Here is a 23,970-nt window from a genome sequence, read left to right as displayed (position 1 = left end):
CCGTAGACTGGGGTAGACCGTCCTATCTAGTTTGAGGAGTTTTCGTGGCTCGCATCGGCATTATTCTTGGTTCTACCCGCCCTACCCGCATCAGCCCTATGGTCGGTGCTTGGGCGCAGGAGCGTCTGGCGGCTCTTGGCAATCACACCTACGAGATGATTGATTTGGCGGAGCAGAATCTGCCCTTCTTCGACGAGCCTGCCTCACCCAAGTCGGGGGTTCCCTACCAGCACCAGCACACTCGTGACTGGTCTGAGCTGGTTTCTGGGTTTGACGGTTTTGCGGTGGCTCTGCCTGAATACAACGGTGGTCTGCCGGCGGTGTTGAAGAATGCCATGGACTACCTGTTTGCTGAGTGGAAGGGCAAGCCGGTTGCGGTGGTGTCCTATGGTTTTGGGGCGGGGCTCAAGTCAGCTGCGCAGTTTGAGCTGATCTGCCCGAACTACGGCCTGGTGCTAGTGCCCGCGGCGGTGAATATCAAGTTGGGCCGCGATATGTATAACGCTGAGGGGCAGATTGCGGACGCCGCTACTGCCTTTGCCGAGTACGAGCAGGCCCTGCCCCTCTTAGATGAGGCGCTGGGCGAGGCGCTGGCGTAAGCCAGTTCAGCTGGATTAGGGCAGGGTTCGCAGGATTTTTTCGAGCGGACGCCCCTTAGCTACCTCGTCAACGAGTTTATCGAGGTAGCGGATCTGCTGCATGAGGGGGTCTTCGATCTCCTGCACCTTGTACCCGCAGATGGAGCCGGTAATCAGGCGCGCGGCGGGGTTGAGCCGGGCGGAGGCGAAGAAGTCGCGGAAGGACGTCCGCCCCTCAAGGTGGCGGGACAGGTCGGGCCGGCTGTAGCCGGTGAGCCAGCAGGTGACGGTCTCAACCAGGGCGGTGTCCTGCCCCTTGCGTTCCACCTTGGCCAGGTAGTGGGGCCAGACCTCGGCGACGGGCATGTCAAAGATTTTGTGGGTCATGTTCCCTAGTCTAGTTCGCTATGATGGGGTGTAGACATTCACCGGGGGACAGTAGGCCGCAGCCTAGGGGATCATCGGTCAGGATTACCTGCCGAACATACCGCCTGTTAGATGAAGGTGCCGGGTGAGCCCGGGCGTCGCTCACAAGCGACCCCGAAGCTCACCCATTTTTGTGGGCTAGAACCGGGGCCGCACCCAACCTACTGTGAAAGGAAGCCCCGTGACCACCCGCGAGGGCCAGATTATTTCCCGCGCAACCATCGAGCACTCCATCGATGAGGGGCATGCCTACCGGTACGGGCAGGACGCGGACGGCTCCGGGTGGCTTGAACTGCGCTAGGGCTGGGAGCGCGGTTAGGTTCTGCCCCGCCGGGGCTGACCCTGTAAAGTAGGGTGCTGAATAATCAGTGTACTTTCCCCCTATTCTCTTGTGCTGAGGACCCTATGCGACCAGATTCTAAGCCCACCCCTCGGGTGCTCTTCCGTACGTTTGCCACCGCTGAAATGATCACCTGGGCTCTGCTCATTACGGCCCTGATTCTGCGGGGTACCGGCGTGACCAATATTGTGCCGATTGCCGGTGGTATTCACGGGTTTGTTTTTCTGAGCTACTGCGTTGTGACTGTCTTTACCTGGGTGAACCAGCAGTGGAAGGCTCCCGTGGGCATCGCCGGTCTGCTTCTGTCCGTGATTCCCTTTGCGACGGTTCCCTTTGAGCTTTTCCTCGATAAGCGGGGCCTACTGCGCGGGGGCTGGCGTCTGGCACCTGGTGGGGCGGCGCCGTCCGGCCTTCTCGAGAAAGCCCAGGCCTGGGTCCTGGCCAAACCGGCCCTGGCCAGCGCCCTGTTGCTTGCTTTCGTGGTTCTGCTCTTTGTGGTGCTCCTGCTGGCGGGCCCGCCCGTGCCCAAGAATTAACCCGGCATAACTGAGGCAGTAACTCAACGACCGTGCGTCATATCGCTGAGCGTGCACCTGGCAGGTGCACGCTCAGCGATATGACGCACTTTCGTCTATCACAGTCTTTGGATGTGCTTGTATTACCTACTTGCGATGTAGAACTTTGAACAGACACAGGGGTAGGTGTCCTCCATAAACATGCGGAAACAACTCGGAACTAGGATCAGAAGGGTCTGCTGGTTCCCATCGGACAGTGAACCCAGCAGGCTCTAATTCACGGGGGTCGATTTCAAGGATGAGAATATCTGTCCTGTCACTATAGATTAAGTCTGCAACTCGCTTTACCTGATCCATATCCGCGCAAGCGTGCAAGAATCCCTGATCGTTGATACTCACTCCACGTGTCGAATGAACCCACACCTTAAGTTTCTGCGCTTGTTCCCATTCTTCGGGCAAAGCTATGTGATAAATCGTCACTAAAGTTCCTCCGAGAAACGTGCACTAACTGTTTTCAAATACCAGCACCTCTGCCCTGAGCTGACCACTTACAGATTCAAATGAACTTTCAAAGCCTCATCTAGCTCCCAAACTTTATTTCTCGATAAGGTACCTATATAGTCGCCGATACGATCCACAGATACTGTTCTTATAAGTTCTGTTTGGGCTTTTGAGTCGGTAGATAGGCCGGTTTCGTCCTGGGCCAAGAGCACCTGAAACGAAGCAATAAATCTAGTATTAGAGGTCAATGGAACAACCGTCAGCGTCCCTATACCGTGATGGGCTACATAAGTATTCGATTCATCCCTACTCACGATGATGGCAGGCCTTTTCTTGTTGGGCTCACTCCCTCGGGCAGGCTCAAAATCTACCCAGTAGACGTCACCCCGTCTCATACTAGACCGTCTCCTGAAGTCTGACCCCACACATCTTCTTCACCAGACTCTGCCCATTCCCGATGTGCTCTAGCGTATTCATCAGTGAGGTCTACGGATGTCATCTGATCAATGGCTGCTTTAATGGCAGATGAGCGAGAAGCAAATTTCCTTTGTACGATAAAACGGTCGAGAGCCTCAACCGTTTCGTCCGCTAAGCTGATACTAATTTTGGTGGTCATACCTCAATCCTACCGACTGGGTTATCTGCAGCTCAAGACCTCAACCCATCAGGCCCATGCCTTACCCCCACCCATATGGCATAATGACCAGGTTAGACACACTGACTTTTCGAGGAGACCCCGTGGGTGTTGAGAGCGAACGTTTTGCCCGGTTGAGGCTACTTTTTAAGGACGAGGGCCTGCAGAAACTTCAGGACGCCACCGTCATGGTGCTGGGTCTTGGCGGCGTTGGTTCTGCCTGCGCTGAGGCTCTGTCCCGCGGCGGTGTGGGCAACCTGATTGTGTTGGACCGCGATGTTGTGGAAGAAAGTAACATCAACCGGCAGGCCCTGGCTTTTACCTCCACCCTGGGCAAGGTTAAGGCCGAGGTCATGGAGGGCATGATTAAGGAGATCCAGCCCGACTGCACTGTCACCGCCGAGCGGGTCTTCCTCACCCCCGATAACCTGGCTGAGACCCTGGATAAGTTCCCCCGCCCTGACTACGTCATTGACTGCATCGACACCATCACCCAGAAGCTGGCTGTCTACCAGTGGGCTGCTGAGCGGGGCCTGAACCTGGTTGCCTCCATGGGCGCGGCGAACCGCCTTGACCCGACCATGCTGCAGTTCGCTAATATCCGCCGCACCTACAACCGTTCTATGTCGAAGGTGGTTCGTGCCGAGTGCCGCAAGCGCCAGATTTACGGGCTTGAGGTACTCTTTTCCACCGAGCTGCCCTTCAAGGTGGAGAAGGCTCCCGGGGCAAAGGCTAAGGGTGAGACTCTGGGGTCGATGAGCTACATGCCCCCGATTATGGGGCAGATGTTGGCCGGTAAGGTGATTCGCCAGCTGGTCGGTATGGAAGAGATTCCGGCCCCTCCCTATCTTGGTTCCCAGGCGGGAGAGAAGGACGCCGCAGGTCAGCACCTGCCTCAGTCCCGCTAACATGCTGCTTGATACCCACTTTCACTATGACTTCCTGGCCCCAGCGCTTCGTTCAGCGTTTGACGAGGCACTGCGGGCCCAGGGCGCCCAGGTGGTTGCCCAGACCCTCAAGCCCTCAGCCTACCGGCAGCTTCGGGAAACTACTCCCCCAGCTGGCCCCCTGCTGTCACTTGGTTTTCACCCCTGGCAGGTAGCCTCACCTGCCCAGGTTGAGGCTGAGCTTGAGATTTTTGAGGCTGAGGTGAGAAGCACCCGGTTGATTGGTGAGATTGGTTTAGATTTTCTGCCCCGCCGCCTGGAGGCCTCCCCTACCGACCTACAGCTAGAGGTCCTGCACCGCATTTTGAATGCGGTTCTCCAGGCTGCTGCCCGGCAACCTGCTGAGAAGCCCTATGTGCTCTCTTTGCACGCCGTCCGCGCAACAACGGCGATGCTTGACCTTTTTGAGGAGCTTGATGTCCCCGGCTCCCCTCTTGTTCCGGTGGTTCACAGGTTTGGGGGTACGAGTGACGAGTTGACCCGGCTGGTGAGGGCAGGTGGGTGCATTTCGGTTCATCCGCAGATGGTTGAGAGCAAGCGCGGACGGTCTTACGTCCGCCAGGTGCCCGCAGACCGCCTGCTTTTGGAGACGGACCTGCCCGAGCAGCCTACCGATGCGCTTGACGTCCAGCTTTTTGCGCAGGAAGTGGGCGGACGCCTGCGCCGCCTTGTCGAGTGCATTTCGGCTGAGCGCGGCGAGGACTGTGCACCGATTCTGTTAGAGAACCAGAGGCGGATCTACTCTCTTTAGCACCTCAGGCTCATTGCCTCACCCCATTGAGGGCATAAAAATGGTCTCGACAATTCTTGATTGCCGAGACCTTAGTGGTGGAGGTAAGGGGATTCGAACCCCTGACCTTCTGCATGCCATGCAGACGCGCTACCAACTGCGCCATACCCCCGTGGAGCTAAGGGGATTCGAACCCCTGACCTTCTGCATGCCATGCAGACGCGCTACCAACTGCGCCATAGCCCCTTATGCATTTATTCCCCGCTCTCGCGGCGACTGTTCTATCTTATGGCACCCACAAGGGCTCATGCAAATCGAGAACCCACCAGCACCTATGAACTGCATCACATAATATTCATGAGCTATTGACCCTCTGCCAACAAAAGGACGCCCCACCCCACTCCCCCGATATCGGGAAGGTGGGTGAGGCGTCCTCACAGAAGAATCTAGTCTTCGCGCTGGTTCATCAGGTCCGCTTCGGGAGTGATGATCTCGAAGTCAGCTTCGGCGCCTTCGGTGTCGACGTCACCGGCTTCGCTGTCTAGGCCCAGGTCGATGCGGGGGGCGTCGCCCCAGAGGCGGTCGAGGGCGTAGAAGGCGCGGTCTTCTTCGTGCTGTACGTGCACTACGATGTCGCCGAAGTCCAGGAGTACCCAGCGGCCTTCTGCGCGGCCTTCGCGGCGCAGGGGCTTGAGGCCCAGTTCTTCACGGAGCTTATCTTCAACCTCGTCAACAATTGCGTTGACCAGGCGTTCGTTGTGGGCTGAGACGACCAGGAAGCCGTCGATCAAACCCATAATGTCAGAAGCGTCGACGGCCAGCAGGTTGGTTCCCTGCATGTCGTCGGCCGCGCGTGCGGCTACCTTCAACGCTTCAATAGACTCTGCAGCTGCAGTCATTTCGCCCTTTCCGAGCAAATCATTCCCCAAACCTTTTGGGGCCTCATTCAACTAAATCTTTAACTGAAGAAAAGGAACCACACGGTGGCCAGCACTAGCACGAGAAGCAGGAGGCCCACGACGGCTACGATTGCGCCGGTGGATCGCCCCTCTGATGTTTCTGGGCGGTAGGTTGCTGCTGCTTCTTGTTCCACTTCGGCAAGGTCGCCGGAGGGGGCTTCGTCCGTCTGTTTGACGGTGCCTGCGAAGTTGAAGCGCTGAGCGTCTTCTTCCTGGTCGGGGCCGGGGGCCGCCGCTGGGGTCTCAGGTGCAGACTCGGCAGTTTCTTCAGAACTATCAGAGTCTACCCCACCGGTGCTGTCACTGGCTAGGGTGCTGGCGGCTGGGTCAGTCACATCGGCGCTGTCGATTTCGGTGAGGTCAAGGCCCTGGGCATCAACTGCGCGGACGGGGGCGGGCAGGTTAGGGGTGTGCTGGCCGGCGGTGAAGAGTTCGGTGACGGGCCCGCCCTGGGCCTCTTCTGCCTGTAGCTCATCAACGCTCATGAAATCACTTTCACCGGTGATTTCTCCAGCGGCAGCGGCGAAGTCTACCTGCTCGGTAGCTTCAGCCTGCTCGGAGTAGTCGGCGCCGAGAACCTGCTGGTCAATGTGGGCCAGGGGGTCTTCGACCACGGTGGCGCGGGTGTTATCGAAATCTACGTCGAGCTTCTCGCCCTCACCGGTGCTGATGCTGCCCATCTGCGACAGGTCAACCAGGGAGCGGGCGGCGTCCTGCTCTACCTCTGCACCCTCGATGGCGCCCATAAACATGGGCACCTCTGGCAGCTCTTCATCCCCCCGCTGCAGGGCACGCAGGTATTCAGCAACCTCTTCGTAGTAGCGGCTCAGACGGCGCGGGCCCATGGGGCGGGTCGGGGGCGGGATTTCTAGCCCGTCCTCAGTGGTGTAGCTTTCGGTGAGGTAGGCGGGTGTCTCATCGTTCTGGCCGTCCGCGGCCTGATCGGGTCGTGTGCTCACAGTGTTTCCTTGAGTGGGATGCCTGGTTCTTGTGGTTAATGCTACCAAGCCAGACAGGTGGTGAAGGTTCTTAGCTGAGGTGGTCTTTGGTTTTATTTCAACCGGGGCAGGCCAGCTACGTAGCCGCCGCCCGGGGTGCCGGTGTCGTCGCCGGTGTAGAGACTGTACTTATTGATGTACTGCACTACCCCGTCGGGCACCAGGTACCAGACAGGCAGGTCGTTGCGGGCCCGGTCGCGGATATCGGTCGAAGAAATGGCCATGGCCGGAATCTCAATGACGCGGACGCGCCCCTGCGCTTCTTCGGGCACGGTCAGTTCGTGGCCGGGGCGGGTGACCGCCACGAAGGTGGCGAGGTCCCACATCTTGTGGGCGTCTTTCCAGGTGGTAATTTGGCTCATGGCATCGGCACCGGTGATAAAGAAGAGCTCGTCGTTGGGGCGCTCGGCGCGCAGGTCGGTGAGGGTGTCGATGGTGAAGGTGGGGCCCTGACGATCAATATCGACCCGGCTCACGGTGAAGCGGGGGTTGGAAGCGGTGGCAATCACCGTCATCAGGTAGCGGTGTTCGGGGGCGGTGACCTGTTTGTTGGCCTTCTGCCAGGGGTTGCCGGTGGGCACGAAAATTACTTCGTCGAGGCTGAGCACGGCAGCGACTTCGCTAGCTGCAACCAGGTGCCCGTGGTGAATGGGGTCGAAGGTGCCACCCATGACCCCCACGCGGGTGGTGGCGGGGTCGGGTTCGGGGATACCGAGCTCACGTCGGATTTCATGGGCGGGACGAATCACGGGCCTCCTGCTCGCTTTTGTATGTACGGCTTCGGCGCGGGCCCGCTCCCCCGGTTACCGGGGTGGTGCGGGCACCGCGCCGAAGTGTGGTGGAGAAAAGTTTAGCGCTTGTGCTTGCTCTGGTAGTCGCGCAGGGCCTCGGTCTCTTCGTGGGAGAGGTGGTCTGCTGCGTGGTCGGGGCGTACAACGCCGCGGCCTGAGAATGAGATGGTAATCAGGAAGAGAATGCCGAAGACAATGAAGCCGATGATGGCGAACCAGTAGGTGGGCATACCGAGCAGTTCGAGCTGGTGGCTACCTTCTTCTGAGGCAAGTACGGTGGCGCCTGATGCAAGTACAGATGAAAACATGTGTGTGTACCTTTCGAGGCTGGGCGGTGTGTGGCCGCGCCAGTGCGGTCAAAGTATGGGTTTATTACCATGCTACCGGGTTTCGCGCTCTATGAGCGGGACTTTACCCGGTAGCAGGTGCGATTTTTCTGCTTTTAGTCGCGGCTGTGCCAGTCGCCGCGCACGATCCACTTGGTGGTGGTCAGCTGCTCTAGGCCCATGGGGCCGCGGGCGTGCAGTTTCTGGGTCGAGATACCAACCTCCGCACCCAGGCCGAACTGGCCGCCGTCCGTAAACCGGGTCGAGGCGTTCACATACACTGCCGCGGAGTCAACGTCGCGAATAAACTTCTCGGCGTTGGCGATGTCGTTGGTCAGAATCGCCTCGGAGTGGCCGGTGGAGTATTCACGGATATGGGCAATAGCGGCGCGCACATCGGGCACAGTCTTAACCGCTAGGTCCAGGGAGCCGTACTCGGTGGCCCAGTCCTCGTCGGTTGCCTCTACCGCATCTACGCCCTCGGGCAGGATGGCGCGGGTGGAGGCGTCCGCATGCAGGGTAACCCCCGCCTTGGCCAGGGCCGCAAGGACGCCCGGGGCGGCTTTCGCCCCCTCGGCAAGGAGTAGGGTTTCTACAGTATTGCAGGTACCGGGCCGCTGGGTCTTGGCGTTCACCAGAATCTCAGCGGACTTTTCCGGATCAGCGGTGACGTCGAGGAAGATGTGGCAGTTGCCCTCACCGGTCTCAATCACCGGCACCTTAGCGTTCTTTACCACCGACTGAATCAGGCTGCGACCACCCCGCGGAATCAGCACATCGATATGCCCGCGAGCCAGCATGAGGGCTGCAGCGCCCTCACGGCCAAACTCGTCCACCGACTGCACCGAGTCAATCGGCAGGCCGGTAGCGTGCAGGGCATCACGGATAATACGAACAATCACCTGGTTGCTCTTGGCAGCAGCTGAACCGCCGCGCAGCATCACCGCGTTACCTGCCTTAATAGCTAAGCCAGCGATATCAACCGTTACGTTGGGGCGGGCCTCATAAATAGCGCCCACCACGCCCAGGGGCACCCGCACCTGCTGCATCCGCAGGCCGTTCGGCAGGGTTGAACCGCGCACCAGCTCCCCCACCGGGTCGGGTAGGGCAACCAGCTCACGCAGGGCGTCCGCAAGCTCAACCACCCGGTGCTCGGTCAAACGCAGGCGGTCCAGCATGGCCTCGCTCATACCGGCTTCCCGCTCCCGTTCAAGATCCTGGGCGTTCTGCTCGATAATCACCGCCGAATGCTTTTCAAGTGAATCAGCAACAGCCAGCAAAGCCCGGTTCTTCCATCGGGTATCGGCCTTGGCCAGACGTCGGGAGGCGATACGGGCGTCCACTGCCATATCGGTGACCTGCCGCATCACATCGTCACTCACGTTTACCTGCTCGCCCATGAGCATCTCCTTATGTATAGGGGGTTGAACAACCTTGAAACTATCCTACCGGCGTACCCGCGCAAGGGCCCAGTATTACTGGGGGCCGGTGATTACTACTGGAAGGGGGCCACCAGCGCAATATTATCGGCGTGCGCTACCGTACCGTCGTAGGTCTCCCCCATGGTCCGCTGAATCTGCTCGGTGTGCAGACCCACCATCTGGGCGGTCTCACCGGCAGTATAAGAACTCAGGGCATGAGCCAGCACCTCGCCACCCTCATCAACAATCGCCACGGGGCTACCGCCCTCAAAGGAGCCCTGAACCCCCAGCACACCGGCGGCTAGCAGAGAACGACGGCGGCGCAGGGCGGCAGCAGCGCCCGCATCCACGGTAATTGAGCCTTCTATATCGGCCAGATGCTCCAGCCAGAGGGTCTGCACCGGGCGGCGCTCGCCGGTGGCGTAGAACCAGGTGCCAACGTCCTCACCGGCAAAAGCGGCGCGGGCGTGAGCCGCGCTGGTCACCAGGGCAGGAATTCCGGACGCCGCCGCCACCTGGGCAGCCTTCACCTTCGTCACCATGCCACCGGAGCCCACACCGGCAGACCCCACCGACCCAATCGACAGGCCAGCCAGGTCAGCTTCGTTGCGCACGCTGCTCACACGTTCGCCGCCCTGGTCGGGGTGGCGGGTATAGAGGGCATCCACATCAGAGAGCAGAAGCAGGGCGTCGGCTTTGACGGTGTGGGCCACGAGCGCCGCGATACGGTCGTTATCGCCGAAGCGGATTTCGCGGGTGGCTACCGCATCGTTCTCGTTGATAATGGGCATGACCCCCAAATCGAGCAGGCGCTCTAACTGGCGGTGGGCGTTCTGGTAGCGGTCCCGGGCCATGAGGTCTTCGGCGGTCAGCAGTACCTGGGAAACGGTGACACCGTAGCGGGTAAAGATATCGGTGTAGCGGCTCATCAGCAGGGACTGGCCGACGGACGCCGCCGCCTGCTGGGTTGCCAGATCTTTAGGACGGCGCGACAGGCCCAGCGGAGCCAGGCCGGCAGCGATAGCGCCCGAGGACACAAAGACCAGCTCAATAGAGGGGTGCTCTTTTTTCTTCTTAGCCAGCACATCGGAGATAGTGGCGATAGCCAGCTCGTCCAGGGAGTTTTCGATGGAGGTCAGGGACGAAGAACCCACCTTCACCACGATCCGCTTAGCCCGTGGCATGTCGGAGCGTTCGATGATGGGGCTGCGGCGGTGCTTGCCGCGTGACTCGGCGCTGGCCTGGAAGGCATCCTTCAAATCCAATTGATTAGCTCCCTTAAAGTGTTAACTTTAGCTTCTATGAATATAGAGCAGAGTCGCCCCGGGCACACTACCCGGGGCGACTCCTTACACATAGTGAAATAAGAGCAGGGCGAAGAAAACCGCCCTATCCCCTCTTACTCTTCTTCTGCCGCGCGCTTGGCAGCCCGCTTTTCAGCCTTAGCTGCCTTGGCCTTAGCGGCGCGGGCCTCGTCGACAGACTCGGTCCAGATACCCGCCACGCGCTCAGCCTCAAGCTCGGCACGGGCCTCAGCCTTGGCGTCCATACGCTCGTGGAACTCAGCCTTGCGCTGGGCACGGGTGGGGCGAATGATTTCCTCAAGACGGGCATCGGTACCGCGCGGGGATGAGAGCAGCTCGGCGCCGCCGACCATGGTGGGCTCCCAGTCAAAGACCACGGCGTCCACTTCTTCACCGATTACTACGGCGTCACCGGCAACTGCACCGGCCTTGAAGAGCTCGTCTTCAACGCCCAGGCGGTTGAGGCGGTCAGCCAGGTAGCCCACGGCTTCGTCGTTGTTGAAGTCGGTCTGCTTAATCCAGCGCTCAGGCTTCTCACCAATGACGCGGAAGAGGGGCTCAAGGTTTCGCTCTTCCTTGCGGATGATGAATTCCTGGCGCTTCTTGGAGCGGAAGCCCTTGGGCTTGACCACTGCAACGTCTTCTGCGGGGGCGCTCTTGCTCTTCTTGCGGGCCTTACGGTCTGCTTCAACGAGCTCTGCCATGGCGAAGGTCAGCTGCTTGAGACCCTCGTGAGAGGCGGTTGAGATTTCAAAGACCCGGTAGCCGCGCTCTTCAAACATGGGGCGGACGAACTCAGCCAACTCGCGCGCTTCGGGCACGTCAATCTTGTTGAGCACGATAATCTGGGGGCGCTCGTTGAGGGGCACGGTGACACCGGCGGTGGGGTCAACCTCGTAGTTTTCAAGTTCCCCACGAATCACGTCGAAGTCGCTGATGGGGTCGCGGTTGGGCTCTAGGGTGGCGCAGTCAATCACGTGCACCAGGGCGCTGGAGCGCTCCACGTGGCGCAGGAAGCGGTGACCCAGGCCCTTACCTTCGGAGGCACCTTCAATCAGGCCGGGAACATCGGCTACGGTGTAGCGGGTGTCGCCAGCCTGCACCACACCCAGATTGGGAATCAGAGTGGTGAAGGGGTAGTCAGCGATCTTGGGGCGGGCCGCAGAAATTGCTGCAATGAGGGAGGACTTACCGGCTGAGGGGTAGCCTACCAGGGCAATATCTGCGATGGACTTGAGTTCTAGGACGATATCGCGGGTTGAACCGGGGATACCGAGCAGGGCAAAGCCGGGAGCCTTACGCTTGGTGGAGGCCAGGGCAGCGTTGCCCTTACCGCCGATACCGCCTTCAGCTGCAACGAATTCATCGCCGATGCGCACCAGGTCGGCCAGTACGTTGCCGTCGCGGTCCTTAACCACGGTGCCCTGGGGTACGGGCAGAATCAGGTCTTGGCCGTTGAAGCCGTGGGACATGTCGCCACGACCGATGTCGCCGTTGGGGGCGCTCTGGTGGGGGCTGTGGTGGTATTCGAGCAGGGTGGTGGTCTGGGCGTCTACGCGCAGGATGACGTCGCCACCCTTGCCACCGTTACCGCCGTTGGGGCCGCCGAGGGGCTTAAACTTCTCACGGCGAACCGAGACACAGCCGTGCCCACCGTGCCCACCGGTTACGTGTAGGACCACGCGATCTACAAATTCTGCCACGAGTGCAAGCTCCTTCAAAAAAGTTTGGTTTGGTTATCTAGTCTACAGGGTCGCCCCGGTGCCGGTCTGTGGCCGGACGCTCCTTGGGCGGCTTTGCGGAGGTGAGGTACGCAAAAGGGCGATTACGAGTTGCCCCGTAATCGCCCTTCTACTGAGGTGAGGTGTTTAGACCTTACTCAGCGGCTGCAAGGATGTTGACTACCTTGCGGCCCTTGCGGGTACCGAATTCGACCTTGCCTGCTGCCAGAGCGAACAGGGTGTCGTCGCCACCGCGGCCTACGTTGTTGCCGGGGTGGAAGTGGGTGCCGCGCTGACGAACGAGGATTTCGCCTGCGTTGACGGTCTCGCCGCCGTAGCGCTTAACACCGAGGTACTGGGGGTTTGAGTCACGGCCGTTACGGGTGGAGCTTGCGCCCTTCTTATGTGCCATTGATGCCTACCTTAGGTCAAAGAATGTTGGGATAAAACCAGTCTAAGCTGAACTTATGCGTTGATCGCGGTGATCTTAACGGTGGTCAGTTCGGCGCGGAAGCCCTGACGCTTCTTGTAACCGGTCTTGTTCTTGTACTTCTGAATAACGATCTTGGGACCGCGGAGGTCTTCAATCTTTTCTGCGGTGACCTTGGCTGAAGCCAGGGACTTTGCATCAACGGTGACCTTGTCGCCGTCAACCAGCATCAGCACGGGCAGCTCAATGGTGCTACCGGGCTCGCCAGCGACGCGGTCAAGGGTAACCAGGTCTCCAACTGAGACCTTTTCCTGGCGGCCGCCAGCGCGGACAATTGCGTATGCCACTTGGGAACTCACTTCTTCTTGACGTCATTTTAATGGTTCAAAACGGGTCTTCCTGAAAGGAACTCGGGCTCAACAGCAAGGTGGTGACCCGGTTTGCTCAGTACGTACCGGGCGGTTTCAGGTTCTGTCGTTTTGAGATGGTGTGGCCTTATCCCTGGTGGAATATGCCTAGCTGAGTCCACGCTAACGCTTGCTTGTGGAAACAGCACCGACTCACCAGTTTACGTGGTGAGTCGGTACTGAGCAAGATATGTGGTGAACCACTCAGGATCCGGGGAGATGAAGGCCCCGGATCTTTAGTTACCTACACGCTTGATATCTGCAGCTGAGACGCCGACGCCGAGCATGAGGGGGGCATCATCGCTGGATACGGCGGGCTTAGTAGCCTGGTCGATGCTAGCTACCACGGAGCTACCGGTTGCGGCCTTGACCTCTTCGGTGCGTACCTCGGTGGAGCCGGCACCTGAGCTGACGGCGCGGCGGGAGCGGCGCTTCTTGCGGGGCGCTTCGCTTGCGGCAGCTGAGGGTGCGGATGCCTCGGCGGGGGTTTCGCTGGGCACTTCGACCTTCTTGCCGGGGGTGGCGACACCGGTGACGGCCGGGTCTGCTGCGACCTCGATGGGGGCGACGTACTTGACGTCGGAGCTTGAGGCGCGGCGGGGCTTGCGGATGCGGCCCTTGCCTGACTCGTCCTGGTTGCGGGTGCCGCGGCGGTCGGTGCGGTCTGCACGGCCGGTTCGGTCGTTACGGCCAGAGCGCTCACCTGAGTTTGCTGATTCTTCGCCGTCGCGGGTTTCGTAGTCGCGTCCGGCCTTCTGGGAGGCTCGGGCGCGGGCTTCGCCTGCGCGGATGGCATCGAGTCGGGATGAGTTCTGGGTGAAGCGGGAGTCAACTTCGGGGTCTACGTCCATAGACGCATCAGAGTTGGCTGAGAAGTCATCTGCTGAAATCTCTTCGCGCTTCTTACCGCCCCGGCGCTTGGACTGGCCACGTCCCTTTGAGCGTTCCTCGGAAGACCCTTCGGTCTCGTTCTCAGCATCGGAGTCAAAGACGGCAGCCAGGGATTCGAGGGTGAAGGAGCCCTGCTCCCCCATGCTCTCTTCGGTGTCGGTGTCCGCCCCGGTGGGCAGCTCAATGACCTCGTCGCCGATGGTGAGCACCTGCTCGCCGCGGGCGTCCTGATTCTGCTGGTTTTCCAGCTCCAGGCCGGCCTCGGCGCGGCGGTTGCGCTTGCGGCGCTTACGCTTGCGGGCTGACTTGGACTCGGTTTCGCCCTGCTCGTCCTCGTGGTGGGCACTGGCGGCAACGATGTTGGCCAGGGCAGCCTTGCGGGCTTCGGTCTTCTGCTCGGTCTCTTCGTCTACCTCGGTGAAGTCGCGGCGGTTCTGGGTCTTCTGGTTGCGGTAGCGCTTGCGGTCATCGCGTTCGGCGCGGTGGATGAAGTCGCTAGCACCACCGGAGCAGCCCTTGAGGGGCTGGTCGTGCACGAGAATGCCGCGGCCGGCGCAGGCTTCACAGGGTTCTGAGAAGACTTCGAGCAGGCCGGTGCCCATGCGCTTGCGGGTCATCTGCACCAGGCCCAGGGAGGTTACTTCGGCAACCTGGTGCTTGGTGCGGTCACGGCCCAGGCACTCTACCAGGCGGCGGAGTACCAGGTCTCGGTTAGATTCGAGCACCATATCGATGAAGTCGATGACCACGATGCCGCCGATGTCACGCAGGCGCAGCTGGCGCACGATTTCTTCGGCTGCCTCGAGGTTGTTCTTGGTGACGGTTTCTTCGAGGTTGCCGCCGGAGCCGGTGAACTTGCCGGTGTTCACGTCCACCACGGTCATGGCTTCGGTGCGGTCGATGACCAGGGAGCCGCCGGAGGGCAGGTAGACCTTGCGGTCCAGGGCCTTGGCCAGCTGCTCTTCGATGCGGTAGTGGTCAAAGAGATCGTCGTCCTCTTCCCACTTCTTCAGGCGGTCCAGCAGGTCGGGGGCAACGTAGGTGACGTAGGCTTCGATGGAGTCCCAGGCATCGGTGCCCTGCACCATCATGGAGGTGAAGTCTTCGTTGAAGACATCGCGCACGGTCTTGATCGTCAGGTCGGGTTCCTGGTAGAGCAGTTCGGGGGCCAGCACCTTGCGGGATTCGCTCTTGGCCTTGATTTCTTCCCACTGCACGCGCAGGCGGTTGATGTCGTTGCTCAGTTCTTCTTCGCTGGCGCCTTCTGCAGCGGTGCGGACGATGACGCCGGCATCCTCGGGCAGGCGGTCCTTGAGGATCTTCTTCAGGCGCTGACGCTCAACGTCGGGCAGCTTGCGGGAGATACCGGTCATGGAGCCACCGGGCACGTAGACCAGGTAACGGCCGGGCAGGGAGACCTGGCTGGTCAGGCGGGCGCCCTTGTGGCCGACGGGGTCTTTGGTGACCTGCACCAGGACCGAGTCACCTGCTTTGAGGGCGTTTTCGATCTTGCGGGGGGCACCGTCGAGGCCGGTGACATCCCAGTTCACTTCGCCGGCGTAGAGCACGGCGTTGCGGCCGCGGCCAATATCGACGAAGGCAGCTTCCATGGAGGGCAGAACATTCTGCACCTTGCCCAGGTAGACATTGCCAATCAGGGAGTCCTGCTGGGTCTTGGACACAAAGTGCTCGGCCAAAACGCCGTCTTCGAGCACGCCAATCTGGATGCGGTCGTCCTTCTGGCGGACCAGCATCTGGCGGTCGACGGACTCGCGGCGGGCCAGGAACTCAGCTTCGGTAATGATTTGGCGGCGGCGGCCGGTGGCGCGGGTTTCGCGGCGGCGGATGCGCTTGGCTTCCAGACGGGTTGAGCCGCGGACGCCGGTAACCCGGTTGGTGCTGTGAGAGTCAGACAGACGGGGGGCGCGCACCTTAACAATGGTGTCCTCGGGGTCGCCCTCGGTACCGCCTTCAAATTCCAGGTCGGCGTCCCCACGGCGGCGGCGACGGCGGCGGTGGGAGGTGATTTCGGGGTCAAGGTCAGCCAGGCGGCGCTCACGGCGCTCAGCTTCTTCGGCCTCACGGCGGGCTTCCTTTTCGGCCCGCAGCTGCTCCATGATTTCATCCATGTTGGGCGAGTAGAAGAGCAGATTGTTTGAGCTCACAGCGGCGTTGACCTGGGCTAGCTCTTCTTCCTTCAGCTCGCGCAGGCTCTTCTGAGGAGCGGCAGGCTCTTCAGCGGTTTCCGCGGGGGCTTCTTCTGCTTCTGCAGACTCTGCCTCAGTTTCTGCTGCCTCTTCTGTGGTTTCTTCGGCAGGCTCGGTTTCTGCGGCGGGAGCCTCAGCGGCCTGCTTGCCCTCTTCTGTCTCGTCGGGCTGGGCTTCGGTAATTTCTTCAGCCTGTGCAACGGCCTTCGCTTCGGGGCCTTTAGCCTGGGTCTCTTCCACCTCGGTGCTCACTTCGGCAACCTGTTCAGCGGCTGCGGAAGCTTCTGCAGCCTGGGTTTCTTCGAGGTTTTCTACAACCTCGGACTGTTCGCTGCTCATCAGCGTTCACTCTCCTTGTGTTCGTATGCCCCTGCCGCACCAGTGGTCTTGCCTGTAGTCGGCGGTCCCTACCCTAAGGGGTGGTCCGCCGAAATCCTTGGCTACCCGGCTCAACCGTGAGCTCCTTGGCGTACTCGGCAGGTCAAGGCTTCTGTGCTCCATGCCGAGGGGAACCGGGCCAGCGGCAACAACCCGAGGCAGCGCGAGGGCTGCACTTGCTGGGGCGTGACGGTAAGGACGTCTGCGGGTAGGCAGTGCGTCACCGGTCGTTTCGGGGTGCCTGCTGGGTAGTGCCACCGTGTGCGGGCGGCACACTACCACACCCATTCTCTCACACCCGGGCTCTTTTCACCCCATCTAGAACCGAACTCACCACGCACCAGGCCGCCCTGCCCAAGCCAGCTCGCCCCGGGCGTCCTTACCTGGGAACTTAGTAAAGAAAACCTGCCCCAACCCCGCAAAACCGGGCGGGCTAAGGGCCTGCCCCGTAGTATGGGGAAAGAAAGTTTTATACAGCCTAAGGATTCACTGTGTCTACCCCCGTGAACACTCCCGATACTGAGAGCGGTATCAGCCAGGCCCAGCTCGATCGCAAGCTCGGCTGGTTCACCCTGATTCCCGGCCTGCTGGCCTTCGGAGCCGCCGCCATGCTGGTCTACGAGCGCCTACAGATTTACATGGACGGCGCCCACCGGTCGGTTTGCGATATCAATGCCCTTCTCAACTGCGGCACCGTCATGCGTACCTGGCAGGCAGAAGCCTTTGGCTTCCCCAACCCCTTTATCGGTATCGCCGGTTACGCTATCGTGCTGGCTATCGCCACCGCCCTGATTGCCGGGGCGTCCTTCGCCCGCTGGTACTGGGTAGCCATGCAGGTGGGCCACACCCTGGCCATGGCCTTTGTGCTCTGGCTCTGGTACAACACCACCTTCGATATCAACGCCCTCTGCCTCTTCTGCATGATTGTGTGGATTATGCAGACCGCAATTTTCGTGAAGGTCACCACCCGCAATATCCACGCCGGAGTCATTCCAGCTTCTGAGAGCATCCGCCAGGCAGCCCCCAACTGGACCTGGTTCTCTATCATCCTGGTCTACATCTTGATCTTCGGCATTATCTTCATCCGCTTCTTCGACGTGATTATGGGAATGTTCTAAACCTCTCCCCCACAGCAAAAGGCCGGGGCCCTCAGTACGAGGGCCCCGGCCTTTTTACTCTGCTGAGCGGCAGGTCTTTTAGGCACCGAACCAGAGCGCGATTTCGCGGTCTGCTGACTCTGCTGAATCTGAACCGTGCACCAGGTTCTTCTGCACGCTCTCGCCCCAGTCACGGCCAAAGTCGCCGCGGATGGTGCCGGGGGCAGCGGTGGTGGGGTTAGAAGATCCCATGAGAGTACGGGTGCCCTCAAGCACGCCGTTGCCCTCAAGCACGAGAGCAACCACGGGGCCTGAGCCCATGTAAGACACCAGGGGCTCATAGAAGGGCTTGCCCTCGTGTTCCGCATAGTGCTGCTCAAGGAGCTCACGGGAGGGAACCAGCATTTTCAGCTCAGCAATGCGGTAGCCCTTACGCTCAAAACGGGCCAGCACTTGGCCGGTGAGGTTACGCTCCACACCGTCGGGCTTGACCAGAATCAGGGTACGCTCGGTCATGACAATCTCCTTTGATAGGTCAGGGTGAGTTTTCACCCTTACCCTACCAGACACCCCGCTAGGCGGGGTTAGCCTTCTCCCATTCCTCCTGCTCTTTGGCGCGGACGGCGTTCTCGGCATCCAGGCGGGCACCGCGCGTCACCCCGTACCAGTAGGCCACAGCAAAAGCCGCTCCCACAAAGAACATGGAGGGCAGGGCAAAGCCCACCAGAATCAGAGCAACCTGCAAACCGTAGCCCAGGTGGTAGCCCCAGGGCTTCTTCAAGAAGGCCGGGGTGACCAGCAGGGCTGCTGCCAGGGCTAGACCCATCACCCAAATAACCACCTTGACCCAGGTGGGATCGTTGAAGTGGTGGCCAAAGATGGCCAGGGTTGCAAAGAAGGCAACCAGGGCTTCGAGCGAGAGCACCATCGAGGTAAACATGACCTTGATAGAGCGCTGCTTTTTCGGCTGGCCCGGGCGCCATTCGCGCTGGGCGCGCGTCATTCTCGCCATCATCTCTCCTTTACAGTCCGAGCAGGGTGCTAGCTTCGCCCACCACGGTGATGGAGCCGGTGACCAGTACTGCGGAGTTCAGGTTGGGCACATCGGCTGCTGCCGTCGCCGCTGCGGACAGAGCATCGGGAATATTCTCGTAGGTCTCGATGGCGTCTTCATCAAAACCAGCGTCGAGGGCCAATTCAGCTAGCTCTACCGGGGCAATGGCACGCGGAGAGTCTGACTTGGTCAGGTGCAGTACCGTGCGCCAATCTGCCCGATCAACGTACTCGTCAAAGAGCAGGTTCAGCATGGTCGCGGCGTCCTTTTCACCCAAGATACCCACCACCAGGTGCAGTTCTTCGAAACTGAAGGACTCTTTGAAGGCGGCTGCCGAAGCAGCGACACCGTGGGGGTTGTGGGCGGCATCGAGCACCACGGGCGGCTCGGTGCGGGCTACCTCTAGACGGCCTGGCGAGCGCACCTCGCCAAAGGCCAGCTTGATGAGGTCGAGGCTCAGTTCCTTCTCTCCCCCGCCCAAGAAGGCCTCAACCGCGGCCAGGGCCACGGCGGCGTTCTGGGCCTGGTGGGCGCCGAAGAGGGGTAGGGCTAGATCCTCGTAGTGGCCAGCTAGGCCCTGAATCGTGAGAAGCTGCCCGCCCACACCGGCGGTGCGGTCGACAGCGCCGAACTCTACGCCTTCAAAGCGGTAGTCGGCGTTGTGGGCGCGGGCGGCTTCGAGCAGGACCTGGGCGGCGGACGGGTCCTGGGCAGCGGAGATGAGGAAGCCGCCATCCTTAATAATCCCGGCCTTCTCACCGGCAATCTCGGCGAGTGTCTCCCCCAGCATGTCGGTGTGGTCCAGGCCGATGGGGGTAACCACCGATACGGTAGCGTCGGCGACGTTGGTGGCGTCCCAGGAGCCCCCAATGCCCACCTCGAGTACCATCACGTCCACCGGCTCATCGGCGAAAATCGCAAAAGCCAGGATGGTGAGGGCTTCAAAGTAGGTGATGCGGGGGGCACCGGCGGCCTCAAGTTCAGCGTCCACGATCTGCAGGTAGGGCTGAATCTCGCCCCAGATACGCACAAAGGTGGAATCTGCCACGGGAGCCCCGTCAATCGAGATCCGCTCGGTGACCTTGGAAATATGGGGGCTGGTGTAGCGGCCCACACGGATGTCGTGTGCCATGAGCAGGCGCTCAATCATGCGTGCGGTTGAGGTTTTGCCGTTGGTGCCGGTGATGTGGATGACCGGGGCCACCTTGTTGGGATCGCCCAGAATTTCCACGGCGCGGGTCATCGCGTCGAGGCGGGGGGCCATCTTGTGCTCGGGGGCACGAGCCAGCAGGTCAGCGTAGACCGAGGCTACGCCGAGGGCGTCGTCAGCGCGAGCGCCCTCGGCAGCAATCTCGGCAAACACGGGGTCAAGCTCCATGTTGTCCTTGGTCATTTATGCCTTCTTCACGGTCGCTGAGAATTCAGCGCCCTCGAGGTAGGTCACGGCCACAGCCAGGGTCTCGCCGGTCACCAGTTCCTCGTGCTTCTTGATAGCTTCGAGCTCGGCTGCGGGAGCGGTGATGGTCAGCTCGATGCGGTCTGAGACGTTCAGGCCGGCGTCCTTACGCTCGGACTGGATGGCGCGGACGGCGTCGCGGGCAGTACCCTCGGCGCGCAGCTCGTCGGTGAGGGTGGTGTCGAGTACCAGGAAGCCACCACCGGGCAGAACCGAGACGGCGCGCTCTGCGGCGCCGTCGGTTTCTGCGACCACGGTTTCAAGCTCGTACTCGCCCGGCTCCAGAGCCATGTTGTCGGCACCAACCACAACGGTGCCGTCCTCGGTGACCTTCCAGTCCCCGCTCTTAGAGGCCTTAATGGCAACCTGCACCTGCTTACCCAGACGGGGGCCTGCGGCGCGGGCATTGACCTTGAGCTGCTGGGAGATGCCGAAGTTGGCAGGAGCCACCTCGGCAGCGTCCAGAAGCTCAACCGCCTTGATGTTGAGCTCATCAGCGATGATCGATTCGAAGGTACCGGCCAGGTCCTTGCCACCGGCAACCGCCACGGTCAGGGCAGCCAGGGGCTGACGCACGCGCAGCTTGTGGGCCTTACGCAGGGCAGAACCGGCAGAAGCGACAGCGCGGGTGGTCTCCATCAGGGCCAGCAGCTCAGCCTCGTCCTTGAAATCCGCAGGTGAGGGCAGGTCGGTCAGGTGAACCGAACGCTCCCCGGTCAGGCCACGGTAGATTTCTTCGGTGGTCAAAGGCAGCAGGGGGGCCGCCATCTTCACGAAGGTCACCAGGGCGGTGTAGAGCACGTCGAAGGCCGCGGCGTCTTCGTTGAAGAAGCGCTCGCGGGAGCGGCGCACATACCAGTTGGTCAGGGCGTCGGTGTAGGTGCGCAGGGCCTCGCAGGCGGCAGATACATCGTAGGCGTCCATGGCCTCGGTAACCTCTGCAACCAGCTGACGGGTCTTACCCAGGATAAAGCGGTCCATCACATGTTCGGCCTCGGTAACCAGCTTGGCCTCGTAGCCTGCTCCGCCGTTGGCAGCGTTGGTGTAGAGGGCGAAGAAGTGGTAAACGTTCCACAGGGGCAGCATGACCTGGCGGACGCCCTCGCGGATGCCCTGCTCGGTCACAATCAGGTTGCCGCCGCGCAGAATCGGGGACGACATCAGGAACCAGCGCATGGCGTCCGAACCGTCGCGATCCAGAACCTCGGAGACGTCCGGGTAGTTACGCAGGGACTTAGACATCTTCTGACCGTCTGAGCCCAGCACGATGCCGTGGGCAATGACGTTCTCAAAGGCGGTACGGTCGAAGAGGGCGGTAGCCAGAATGTGCATGGTGTAGAACCAGCCGCGGGTCTGGCCAATGTACTCAACGATGAAGTCTGCCGGGTAGTGGGCCTCGAACCACTCCTTGTTTTCGAAGGGGTAGTGGAACTGGGCGAAGGGCATAGAACCGGAGTCGAACCAGACGTCCAGTACGTCCTCCACACGGCGCATGGTGGACTTGCCGGTGGGGTCGTCCGGGTTGGGGCGGGTCAGCTCGTCGATGTAGGGGCGGTGCAGGTCGACTTCGCCGTCCTTGTTCAGGGGCAGGCGGCCGAAGTCGGCTTCGAGCTCAGCCAGGGAGCCGTAGACGTCGGTGCGGGGGTAGTTGGGGTCATCAGATACCCAGACCGGAATCGGGGAGCCCCAGAAGCGGTTACGCGAGATGGACCAGTCACGGGCGTTCTCAACCCACTTACCGAACTGGCCGTGCTTGACGTTCTCGGGAATCCAGTTGATGTCCTCATTCAGCTCGCTCATGCGGCCCTTGAAGTCGGTCACGCGCACGTACCAGGAGGTGATGGCACGGTAGACCAGGGGGGTGCGGCAGCGCCAGCAGTGGGGGTAGGAGTGAACATAGGACTTCTCGCGAATCAGCACACCGTCAGCCTTGAGGGTGTTGATGATAGTGCGGTTAGCCTCGAAAATCTGGACGCCAGCAATGTCAGCCAAGGGGGCACCGTCGGCCAGAGAAGAGTCGGCGAAGAGGTCCAGGAACTTGGCGCCCTCGTCGATAGACAGAATCACGGGGATACCGTAACCCTCACAGACCTTCTGGTCGTCCTCACCGTAGGCGGGTGCCTGGTGGACCAGGCCGGTACCGTCGGTGGTGGTCACGTAGTCGGCGACCAGAATCTGCCAGGCCTTCTCGGTGCCGAACTTTTCTGCGTCGGTGAAGTAGTCCCACAGGGGTGCGTAGCGCACGCCTTCGAGCTGGGTGCCGGTGTAGGTAGCAAGGACGGCCTCGCGGGCGGCGTCCGCGGGCTTTTCAGCCTCCCCGTAACCCAGGTCCTTGGCGTACTCGCCCAGCAGGTCGGCAGCCAGCAGGAAGCGGCGTCCTTCTAGTTCACCGGCGCCGGGCACGACAACGTAGCTGATTTCGGGGCCAGCGGCCAGAGCCTGGTTGGTGGGCAGGGTCCAGGGGGTGGTGGTCCAGGCCAGGGCTTCAACACCGGCCAGTTCGGCGGCAATCTCGGGGTGCTTGGCCAGGGTGGCGTCGTCGGTAATGCGGAAAGCCACGGTGACGGACGGGTCCTGACGCTCCTTGTAGACGTCATCGTCCATACGCAGCTCGTGGTTCGAGAGCGGGGTTTCGTCCTTCCAGCAGTAGGGCAGCACGCGGAAGCCCTCGTAGGTCAGACCCTTATCGTGCAGCTGCTTGAAGGCCCAGATGACGGACTCCATGTACTCCACGTTCAGGGTCTTGTAGTCATTCTCGAAGTCCACCCAGCGGGCCTGGCGGGTAACGTACTCTTCCCATTCCTTGGTGTACTTGAGCACTGAGGCGCGGGCAGCGTCGTTGAAGTTGTCGATGCCCATCTCGATGATCTGCTGCTTATCGGTCATGCCCAGCTGTTTCATGGCTTCAAGCTCAGCGGGCAGGCCGTGGGTGTCCCAGCCGAAACGACGCTCAACCTTATGGCCGCGCTGGGTCTGGTAGCGAGCAACCAGGTCCTTGACGTAGCCGGTCAGCAGGTGGCCGTAGTGGGGCAGGCCGTTAGCGAAGGGAGGGCCGTCGTTGAAGACGAACTCGTTAGCGCCGTTCTCGCCGGCGTCGCGGTTATCAATGGAGGCCTGGAAGGTGCCATCATTCTTCCAGTAGTCCAGCACTGCTTCTTCGAGTGCGGGGAAAGAGGGGGAAGCGGCCACAAAACTGGCTCCGCTTGCGCTTGCCTTGGGGTAAACAGGCTTGTTGGTCATGGTTGCGCCCTTAGGTTCTTGTCTGCCTAGTACTTGGGGTGCAAGGACGCCTGCCCTCCCCCGTCCGCTCGACGGGTGAGGAACCTGCGCGGTACCACCTTGCTTACGTCAACCGGCCCGACCCCACCCCGGGCCGCACCGAAAAGTGCGGGCGGGTATGGGTCTGCGCCGGGGCAGCCTACCGTCTCGTGAGATGAGGTAGGTTGCGCCCAGCGCAGGGTCGAACCGGTTATCAGTCGCTTCATGACAGCTGTTTCGGGCTTACCCGTCCGGGTCTACTGGGGCTATATCTATTCCGCGCACTCCCCTCGTCGCAACGAATTACGGGGGTGTGCAGGTATAGCCTGTTCTTCCGGATTGCTCGCCGGTGATGGCCGGGTCTTTGCAACTGATACTTAGTTTATGCGCTGATTCTGCCTCTGTCTAACCTGTTTTTGACCCATTTTTCACCTGTTTTTCATCGGCACCTCAAATTACAGAGATGTGAGTACAAGATATAGGGGTGGCACCCAAAAATACCCCCAAGATAGCGGACAGGGCGACCGATTCAGGGTGAGGAGCCTGACCCAAATTACAATTTTGGGTTTTGGGTATTCTGTTCCTTGAAACACTCACACAA

At 60.8% G+C, this 23,970-nt stretch carries 23 protein-coding genes and 2 tRNA genes; 5 read left to right on the top strand and 20 right to left on the bottom strand.

The window, feature by feature from the left end:
• Nucleotides 1-44: 44 nt before the first annotated feature.
• Nucleotides 45-599, top strand: a complete 555-nt coding sequence (locus HWU94_RS05375) for an NADPH-dependent FMN reductase (RefSeq protein ID WP_185174625.1) — start codon at nt 45-47, stop codon at nt 597-599.
• Between the two features lie 15 nt (nt 600-614).
• Here HWU94_RS05375 and HWU94_RS05370 read toward each other — a convergent pair whose 3' ends face one another.
• Nucleotides 615-965, bottom strand: coding sequence for a DUF2200 domain-containing protein (locus HWU94_RS05370; protein WP_185174624.1), 351 nt, complete (start codon nt 963-965; stop codon nt 615-617).
• A 444-nt stretch (nt 966-1,409) separates the two neighbouring features.
• Between HWU94_RS05370 and HWU94_RS05365 the strand changes: the two genes are divergently transcribed.
• A complete protein-coding gene (locus HWU94_RS05365; RefSeq protein WP_185174623.1) occupies nt 1,410-1,880 on the top strand; it encodes a DUF3817 domain-containing protein in 471 nt (156 codons plus the stop codon).
• Nucleotides 1,881-2,006: 126 nt separating this feature from the next.
• Here HWU94_RS05365 and HWU94_RS11770 read toward each other — a convergent pair whose 3' ends face one another.
• The 3 genes from HWU94_RS11770 to HWU94_RS05350 form a co-directional block, all read right to left on the bottom strand.
• Nucleotides 2,007-2,339 carry a DUF952 domain-containing protein gene (locus HWU94_RS11770; RefSeq protein WP_185174622.1) on the bottom strand — a complete coding sequence of 111 codons (333 nt, stop codon included), beginning with the start codon at nt 2,337-2,339 and terminating at the stop codon, nt 2,007-2,009.
• A gap of 68 nt (nt 2,340-2,407) precedes the next feature.
• Complete coding sequence (locus tag HWU94_RS05355) at nt 2,408-2,755, bottom strand: type II toxin-antitoxin system PemK/MazF family toxin (protein WP_185174621.1); 348 nt, start codon at nt 2,753-2,755, stop codon at nt 2,408-2,410.
• Nucleotides 2,752-2,976 (bottom strand): ribbon-helix-helix domain-containing protein, encoded by a 225-nt coding sequence (locus HWU94_RS05350; protein ID WP_185174620.1) that lies wholly within the window; start codon nt 2,974-2,976, stop codon nt 2,752-2,754. The genes HWU94_RS05355 and HWU94_RS05350 overlap by 4 nt, the downstream gene beginning before the upstream one ends.
• Nucleotides 2,977-3,098: 122 nt before the next feature.
• On the opposite strand from HWU94_RS05350, the gene HWU94_RS05345 reads away from it, so the two are divergent.
• Both HWU94_RS05345 and HWU94_RS05340 read left to right on the top strand, forming a co-directional pair.
• On the top strand, nt 3,099-3,902 hold the full coding sequence (locus HWU94_RS05345; protein WP_244956036.1) for a ThiF family adenylyltransferase: 804 nt from the start codon (nt 3,099-3,101) through the stop codon (nt 3,900-3,902).
• Nucleotide 3,903: 1 nt separating this feature from the next.
• Nucleotides 3,904-4,692, top strand: a complete 789-nt coding sequence (locus HWU94_RS05340; RefSeq protein WP_185174618.1) for a TatD family hydrolase — start codon at nt 3,904-3,906, stop codon at nt 4,690-4,692.
• 75 nt (nt 4,693-4,767) lie between these two features.
• On the opposite strand, the gene HWU94_RS05335 is transcribed toward HWU94_RS05340, so the two are convergent.
• From HWU94_RS05335 to HWU94_RS05280, 12 genes are all read right to left on the bottom strand, one after another.
• Nucleotides 4,768-4,843: transfer RNA gene (locus HWU94_RS05335), tRNA-Ala, on the bottom strand.
• Nucleotide 4,844: 1 nt separating this feature from the next.
• A tRNA-Ala gene (locus HWU94_RS05330) sits at nt 4,845-4,917 on the bottom strand.
• 200 nt (nt 4,918-5,117) lie between these two features.
• The gene (rsfS, locus tag HWU94_RS05325; protein WP_185174617.1) at nt 5,118-5,570 is read right to left on the bottom strand and encodes a ribosome silencing factor; all 453 of its coding nucleotides are present in this window, start codon (nt 5,568-5,570) and stop codon (nt 5,118-5,120) included.
• Nucleotides 5,571-5,629: 59 nt separating this feature from the next.
• Nucleotides 5,630-6,589, bottom strand: coding sequence for a hypothetical protein (locus HWU94_RS05320; RefSeq protein ID WP_185174616.1), 960 nt, complete (start codon nt 6,587-6,589; stop codon nt 5,630-5,632).
• Between the two features lie 92 nt (nt 6,590-6,681).
• Entirely contained in the window at nt 6,682-7,377 is a 696-nt protein-coding gene (gene nadD / locus HWU94_RS05315) for a nicotinate-nucleotide adenylyltransferase (RefSeq protein WP_409348800.1), read from the bottom strand.
• A gap of 101 nt (nt 7,378-7,478) precedes the next feature.
• Entirely contained in the window at nt 7,479-7,727 is a 249-nt protein-coding gene (locus HWU94_RS05310) for a hypothetical protein (RefSeq protein ID WP_185174615.1), read from the bottom strand.
• A 134-nt stretch (nt 7,728-7,861) separates the two neighbouring features.
• Nucleotides 7,862-9,145: a glutamate-5-semialdehyde dehydrogenase gene (locus HWU94_RS05305; RefSeq protein ID WP_244956035.1), complete on the bottom strand. Its 1,284-nt coding sequence runs from the start codon at nt 9,143-9,145 to the stop codon at nt 7,862-7,864.
• 95 nt (nt 9,146-9,240) lie between these two features.
• Nucleotides 9,241-10,350 carry a glutamate 5-kinase gene (gene proB / locus HWU94_RS05300; protein WP_185174780.1) on the bottom strand — a complete coding sequence of 370 codons (1,110 nt, stop codon included), beginning with the start codon at nt 10,348-10,350 and terminating at the stop codon, nt 9,241-9,243.
• Between the two features lie 215 nt (nt 10,351-10,565).
• Nucleotides 10,566-12,173, bottom strand: a complete 1,608-nt coding sequence (gene obgE, locus HWU94_RS05295; RefSeq protein WP_185174613.1) for a GTPase ObgE — start codon at nt 12,171-12,173, stop codon at nt 10,566-10,568.
• Between the two features lie 172 nt (nt 12,174-12,345).
• Nucleotides 12,346-12,603: a 50S ribosomal protein L27 gene (gene rpmA, locus HWU94_RS05290; protein WP_135013898.1), complete on the bottom strand. Its 258-nt coding sequence runs from the start codon at nt 12,601-12,603 to the stop codon at nt 12,346-12,348.
• A 53-nt stretch (nt 12,604-12,656) separates the two neighbouring features.
• Entirely contained in the window at nt 12,657-12,968 is a 312-nt protein-coding gene (gene rplU, locus HWU94_RS05285; protein ID WP_135013897.1) for a 50S ribosomal protein L21, read from the bottom strand.
• 296 nt (nt 12,969-13,264) lie between these two features.
• A complete protein-coding gene (locus HWU94_RS05280; RefSeq protein ID WP_185174612.1) occupies nt 13,265-16,465 on the bottom strand; it encodes an Rne/Rng family ribonuclease in 3,201 nt (1,066 codons plus the stop codon).
• A gap of 530 nt (nt 16,466-16,995) precedes the next feature.
• On the opposite strand from HWU94_RS05280, the gene HWU94_RS05275 reads away from it, so the two are divergent.
• Nucleotides 16,996-17,622 (top strand): vitamin K epoxide reductase family protein, encoded by a 627-nt coding sequence (locus tag HWU94_RS05275; protein WP_244956034.1) that lies wholly within the window; start codon nt 16,996-16,998, stop codon nt 17,620-17,622.
• A gap of 78 nt (nt 17,623-17,700) precedes the next feature.
• On the opposite strand, the gene ndk is transcribed toward HWU94_RS05275, so the two are convergent.
• From ndk to ileS, 4 genes are read right to left on the bottom strand one after another with little or no spacing between them, the layout of a single operon-like run.
• Nucleotides 17,701-18,117 (bottom strand): nucleoside-diphosphate kinase, encoded by a 417-nt coding sequence (gene ndk / locus HWU94_RS05270; protein WP_185174611.1) that lies wholly within the window; start codon nt 18,115-18,117, stop codon nt 17,701-17,703.
• 58 nt (nt 18,118-18,175) lie between these two features.
• The gene (locus HWU94_RS05265) at nt 18,176-18,613 is read right to left on the bottom strand and encodes a DUF4233 domain-containing protein (RefSeq protein ID WP_185174778.1); all 438 of its coding nucleotides are present in this window, start codon (nt 18,611-18,613) and stop codon (nt 18,176-18,178) included.
• Between the two features lie 10 nt (nt 18,614-18,623).
• Nucleotides 18,624-20,048: a Mur ligase family protein gene (locus HWU94_RS05260; RefSeq protein WP_342355185.1), complete on the bottom strand. Its 1,425-nt coding sequence runs from the start codon at nt 20,046-20,048 to the stop codon at nt 18,624-18,626.
• A complete protein-coding gene (gene ileS / locus HWU94_RS05255; protein ID WP_185174610.1) occupies nt 20,049-23,351 on the bottom strand; it encodes an isoleucine--tRNA ligase in 3,303 nt (1,100 codons plus the stop codon).
• Nucleotides 23,352-23,970 lie beyond the last annotated feature (619 nt).

This window comes from Rothia nasimurium, from assembly GCF_014217215.1.
Taxonomy (GTDB): Bacteria; Actinomycetota; Actinomycetes; order Actinomycetales; family Micrococcaceae; genus Rothia; species Rothia avistercoris.
The sequence above is the reverse complement of the archived record's forward strand: the minus strand, read 5'-3'. Positions and strand labels throughout refer to the sequence as shown.

Excerpts from the sequence above, each read along its gene's own strand:
- HWU94_RS05305 (WP_244956035.1), bottom strand. The coding sequence starts at position 9,145 with ATGGGCGAGCAGGTAAACGTGAGTGACGATGTGATGCGGCAGGTCACC.
- ileS (WP_185174610.1), bottom strand. The coding sequence starts at position 23,351 with ATGACCAACAAGCCTGTTTACCCCAAGGCAAGCGCAAGCGGAGCCAGT.
- ndk (WP_185174611.1), bottom strand. The coding sequence starts at position 18,117 with ATGACCGAGCGTACCCTGATTCTGGTCAAGCCCGACGGTGTGGAGCGT.
- HWU94_RS05340 (WP_185174618.1), top strand. The coding sequence starts at position 3,904 with ATGCTGCTTGATACCCACTTTCACTATGACTTCCTGGCCCCAGCGCTT.
- proB (WP_185174780.1), bottom strand. The coding sequence starts at position 10,350 with ATGCCACGGGCTAAGCGGATCGTGGTGAAGGTGGGTTCTTCGTCCCTG.
- HWU94_RS05365 (WP_185174623.1), top strand. The coding sequence starts at position 1,410 with ATGCGACCAGATTCTAAGCCCACCCCTCGGGTGCTCTTCCGTACGTTT.
- HWU94_RS05260 (WP_342355185.1), bottom strand. The coding sequence starts at position 20,048 with ATGACCAAGGACAACATGGAGCTTGACCCCGTGTTTGCCGAGATTGCT.
- HWU94_RS05280 (WP_185174612.1), bottom strand. The coding sequence starts at position 16,465 with ATGAGCAGCGAACAGTCCGAGGTTGTAGAAAACCTCGAAGAAACCCAG.
- HWU94_RS05355 (WP_185174621.1), bottom strand. The coding sequence starts at position 2,755 with ATGAGACGGGGTGACGTCTACTGGGTAGATTTTGAGCCTGCCCGAGGG.
- HWU94_RS05350 (WP_185174620.1), bottom strand. The coding sequence starts at position 2,976 with ATGACCACCAAAATTAGTATCAGCTTAGCGGACGAAACGGTTGAGGCT.
- rsfS (WP_185174617.1), bottom strand. The coding sequence starts at position 5,570 with ATGACTGCAGCTGCAGAGTCTATTGAAGCGTTGAAGGTAGCCGCACGC.
- rpmA (WP_135013898.1), bottom strand. The coding sequence starts at position 12,603 with ATGGCACATAAGAAGGGCGCAAGCTCCACCCGTAACGGCCGTGACTCA.
- HWU94_RS05370 (WP_185174624.1), bottom strand. The coding sequence starts at position 965 with ATGACCCACAAAATCTTTGACATGCCCGTCGCCGAGGTCTGGCCCCAC.
- HWU94_RS05265 (WP_185174778.1), bottom strand. The coding sequence starts at position 18,613 with ATGGCGAGAATGACGCGCGCCCAGCGCGAATGGCGCCCGGGCCAGCCG.
- HWU94_RS05310 (WP_185174615.1), bottom strand. The coding sequence starts at position 7,727 with ATGTTTTCATCTGTACTTGCATCAGGCGCCACCGTACTTGCCTCAGAA.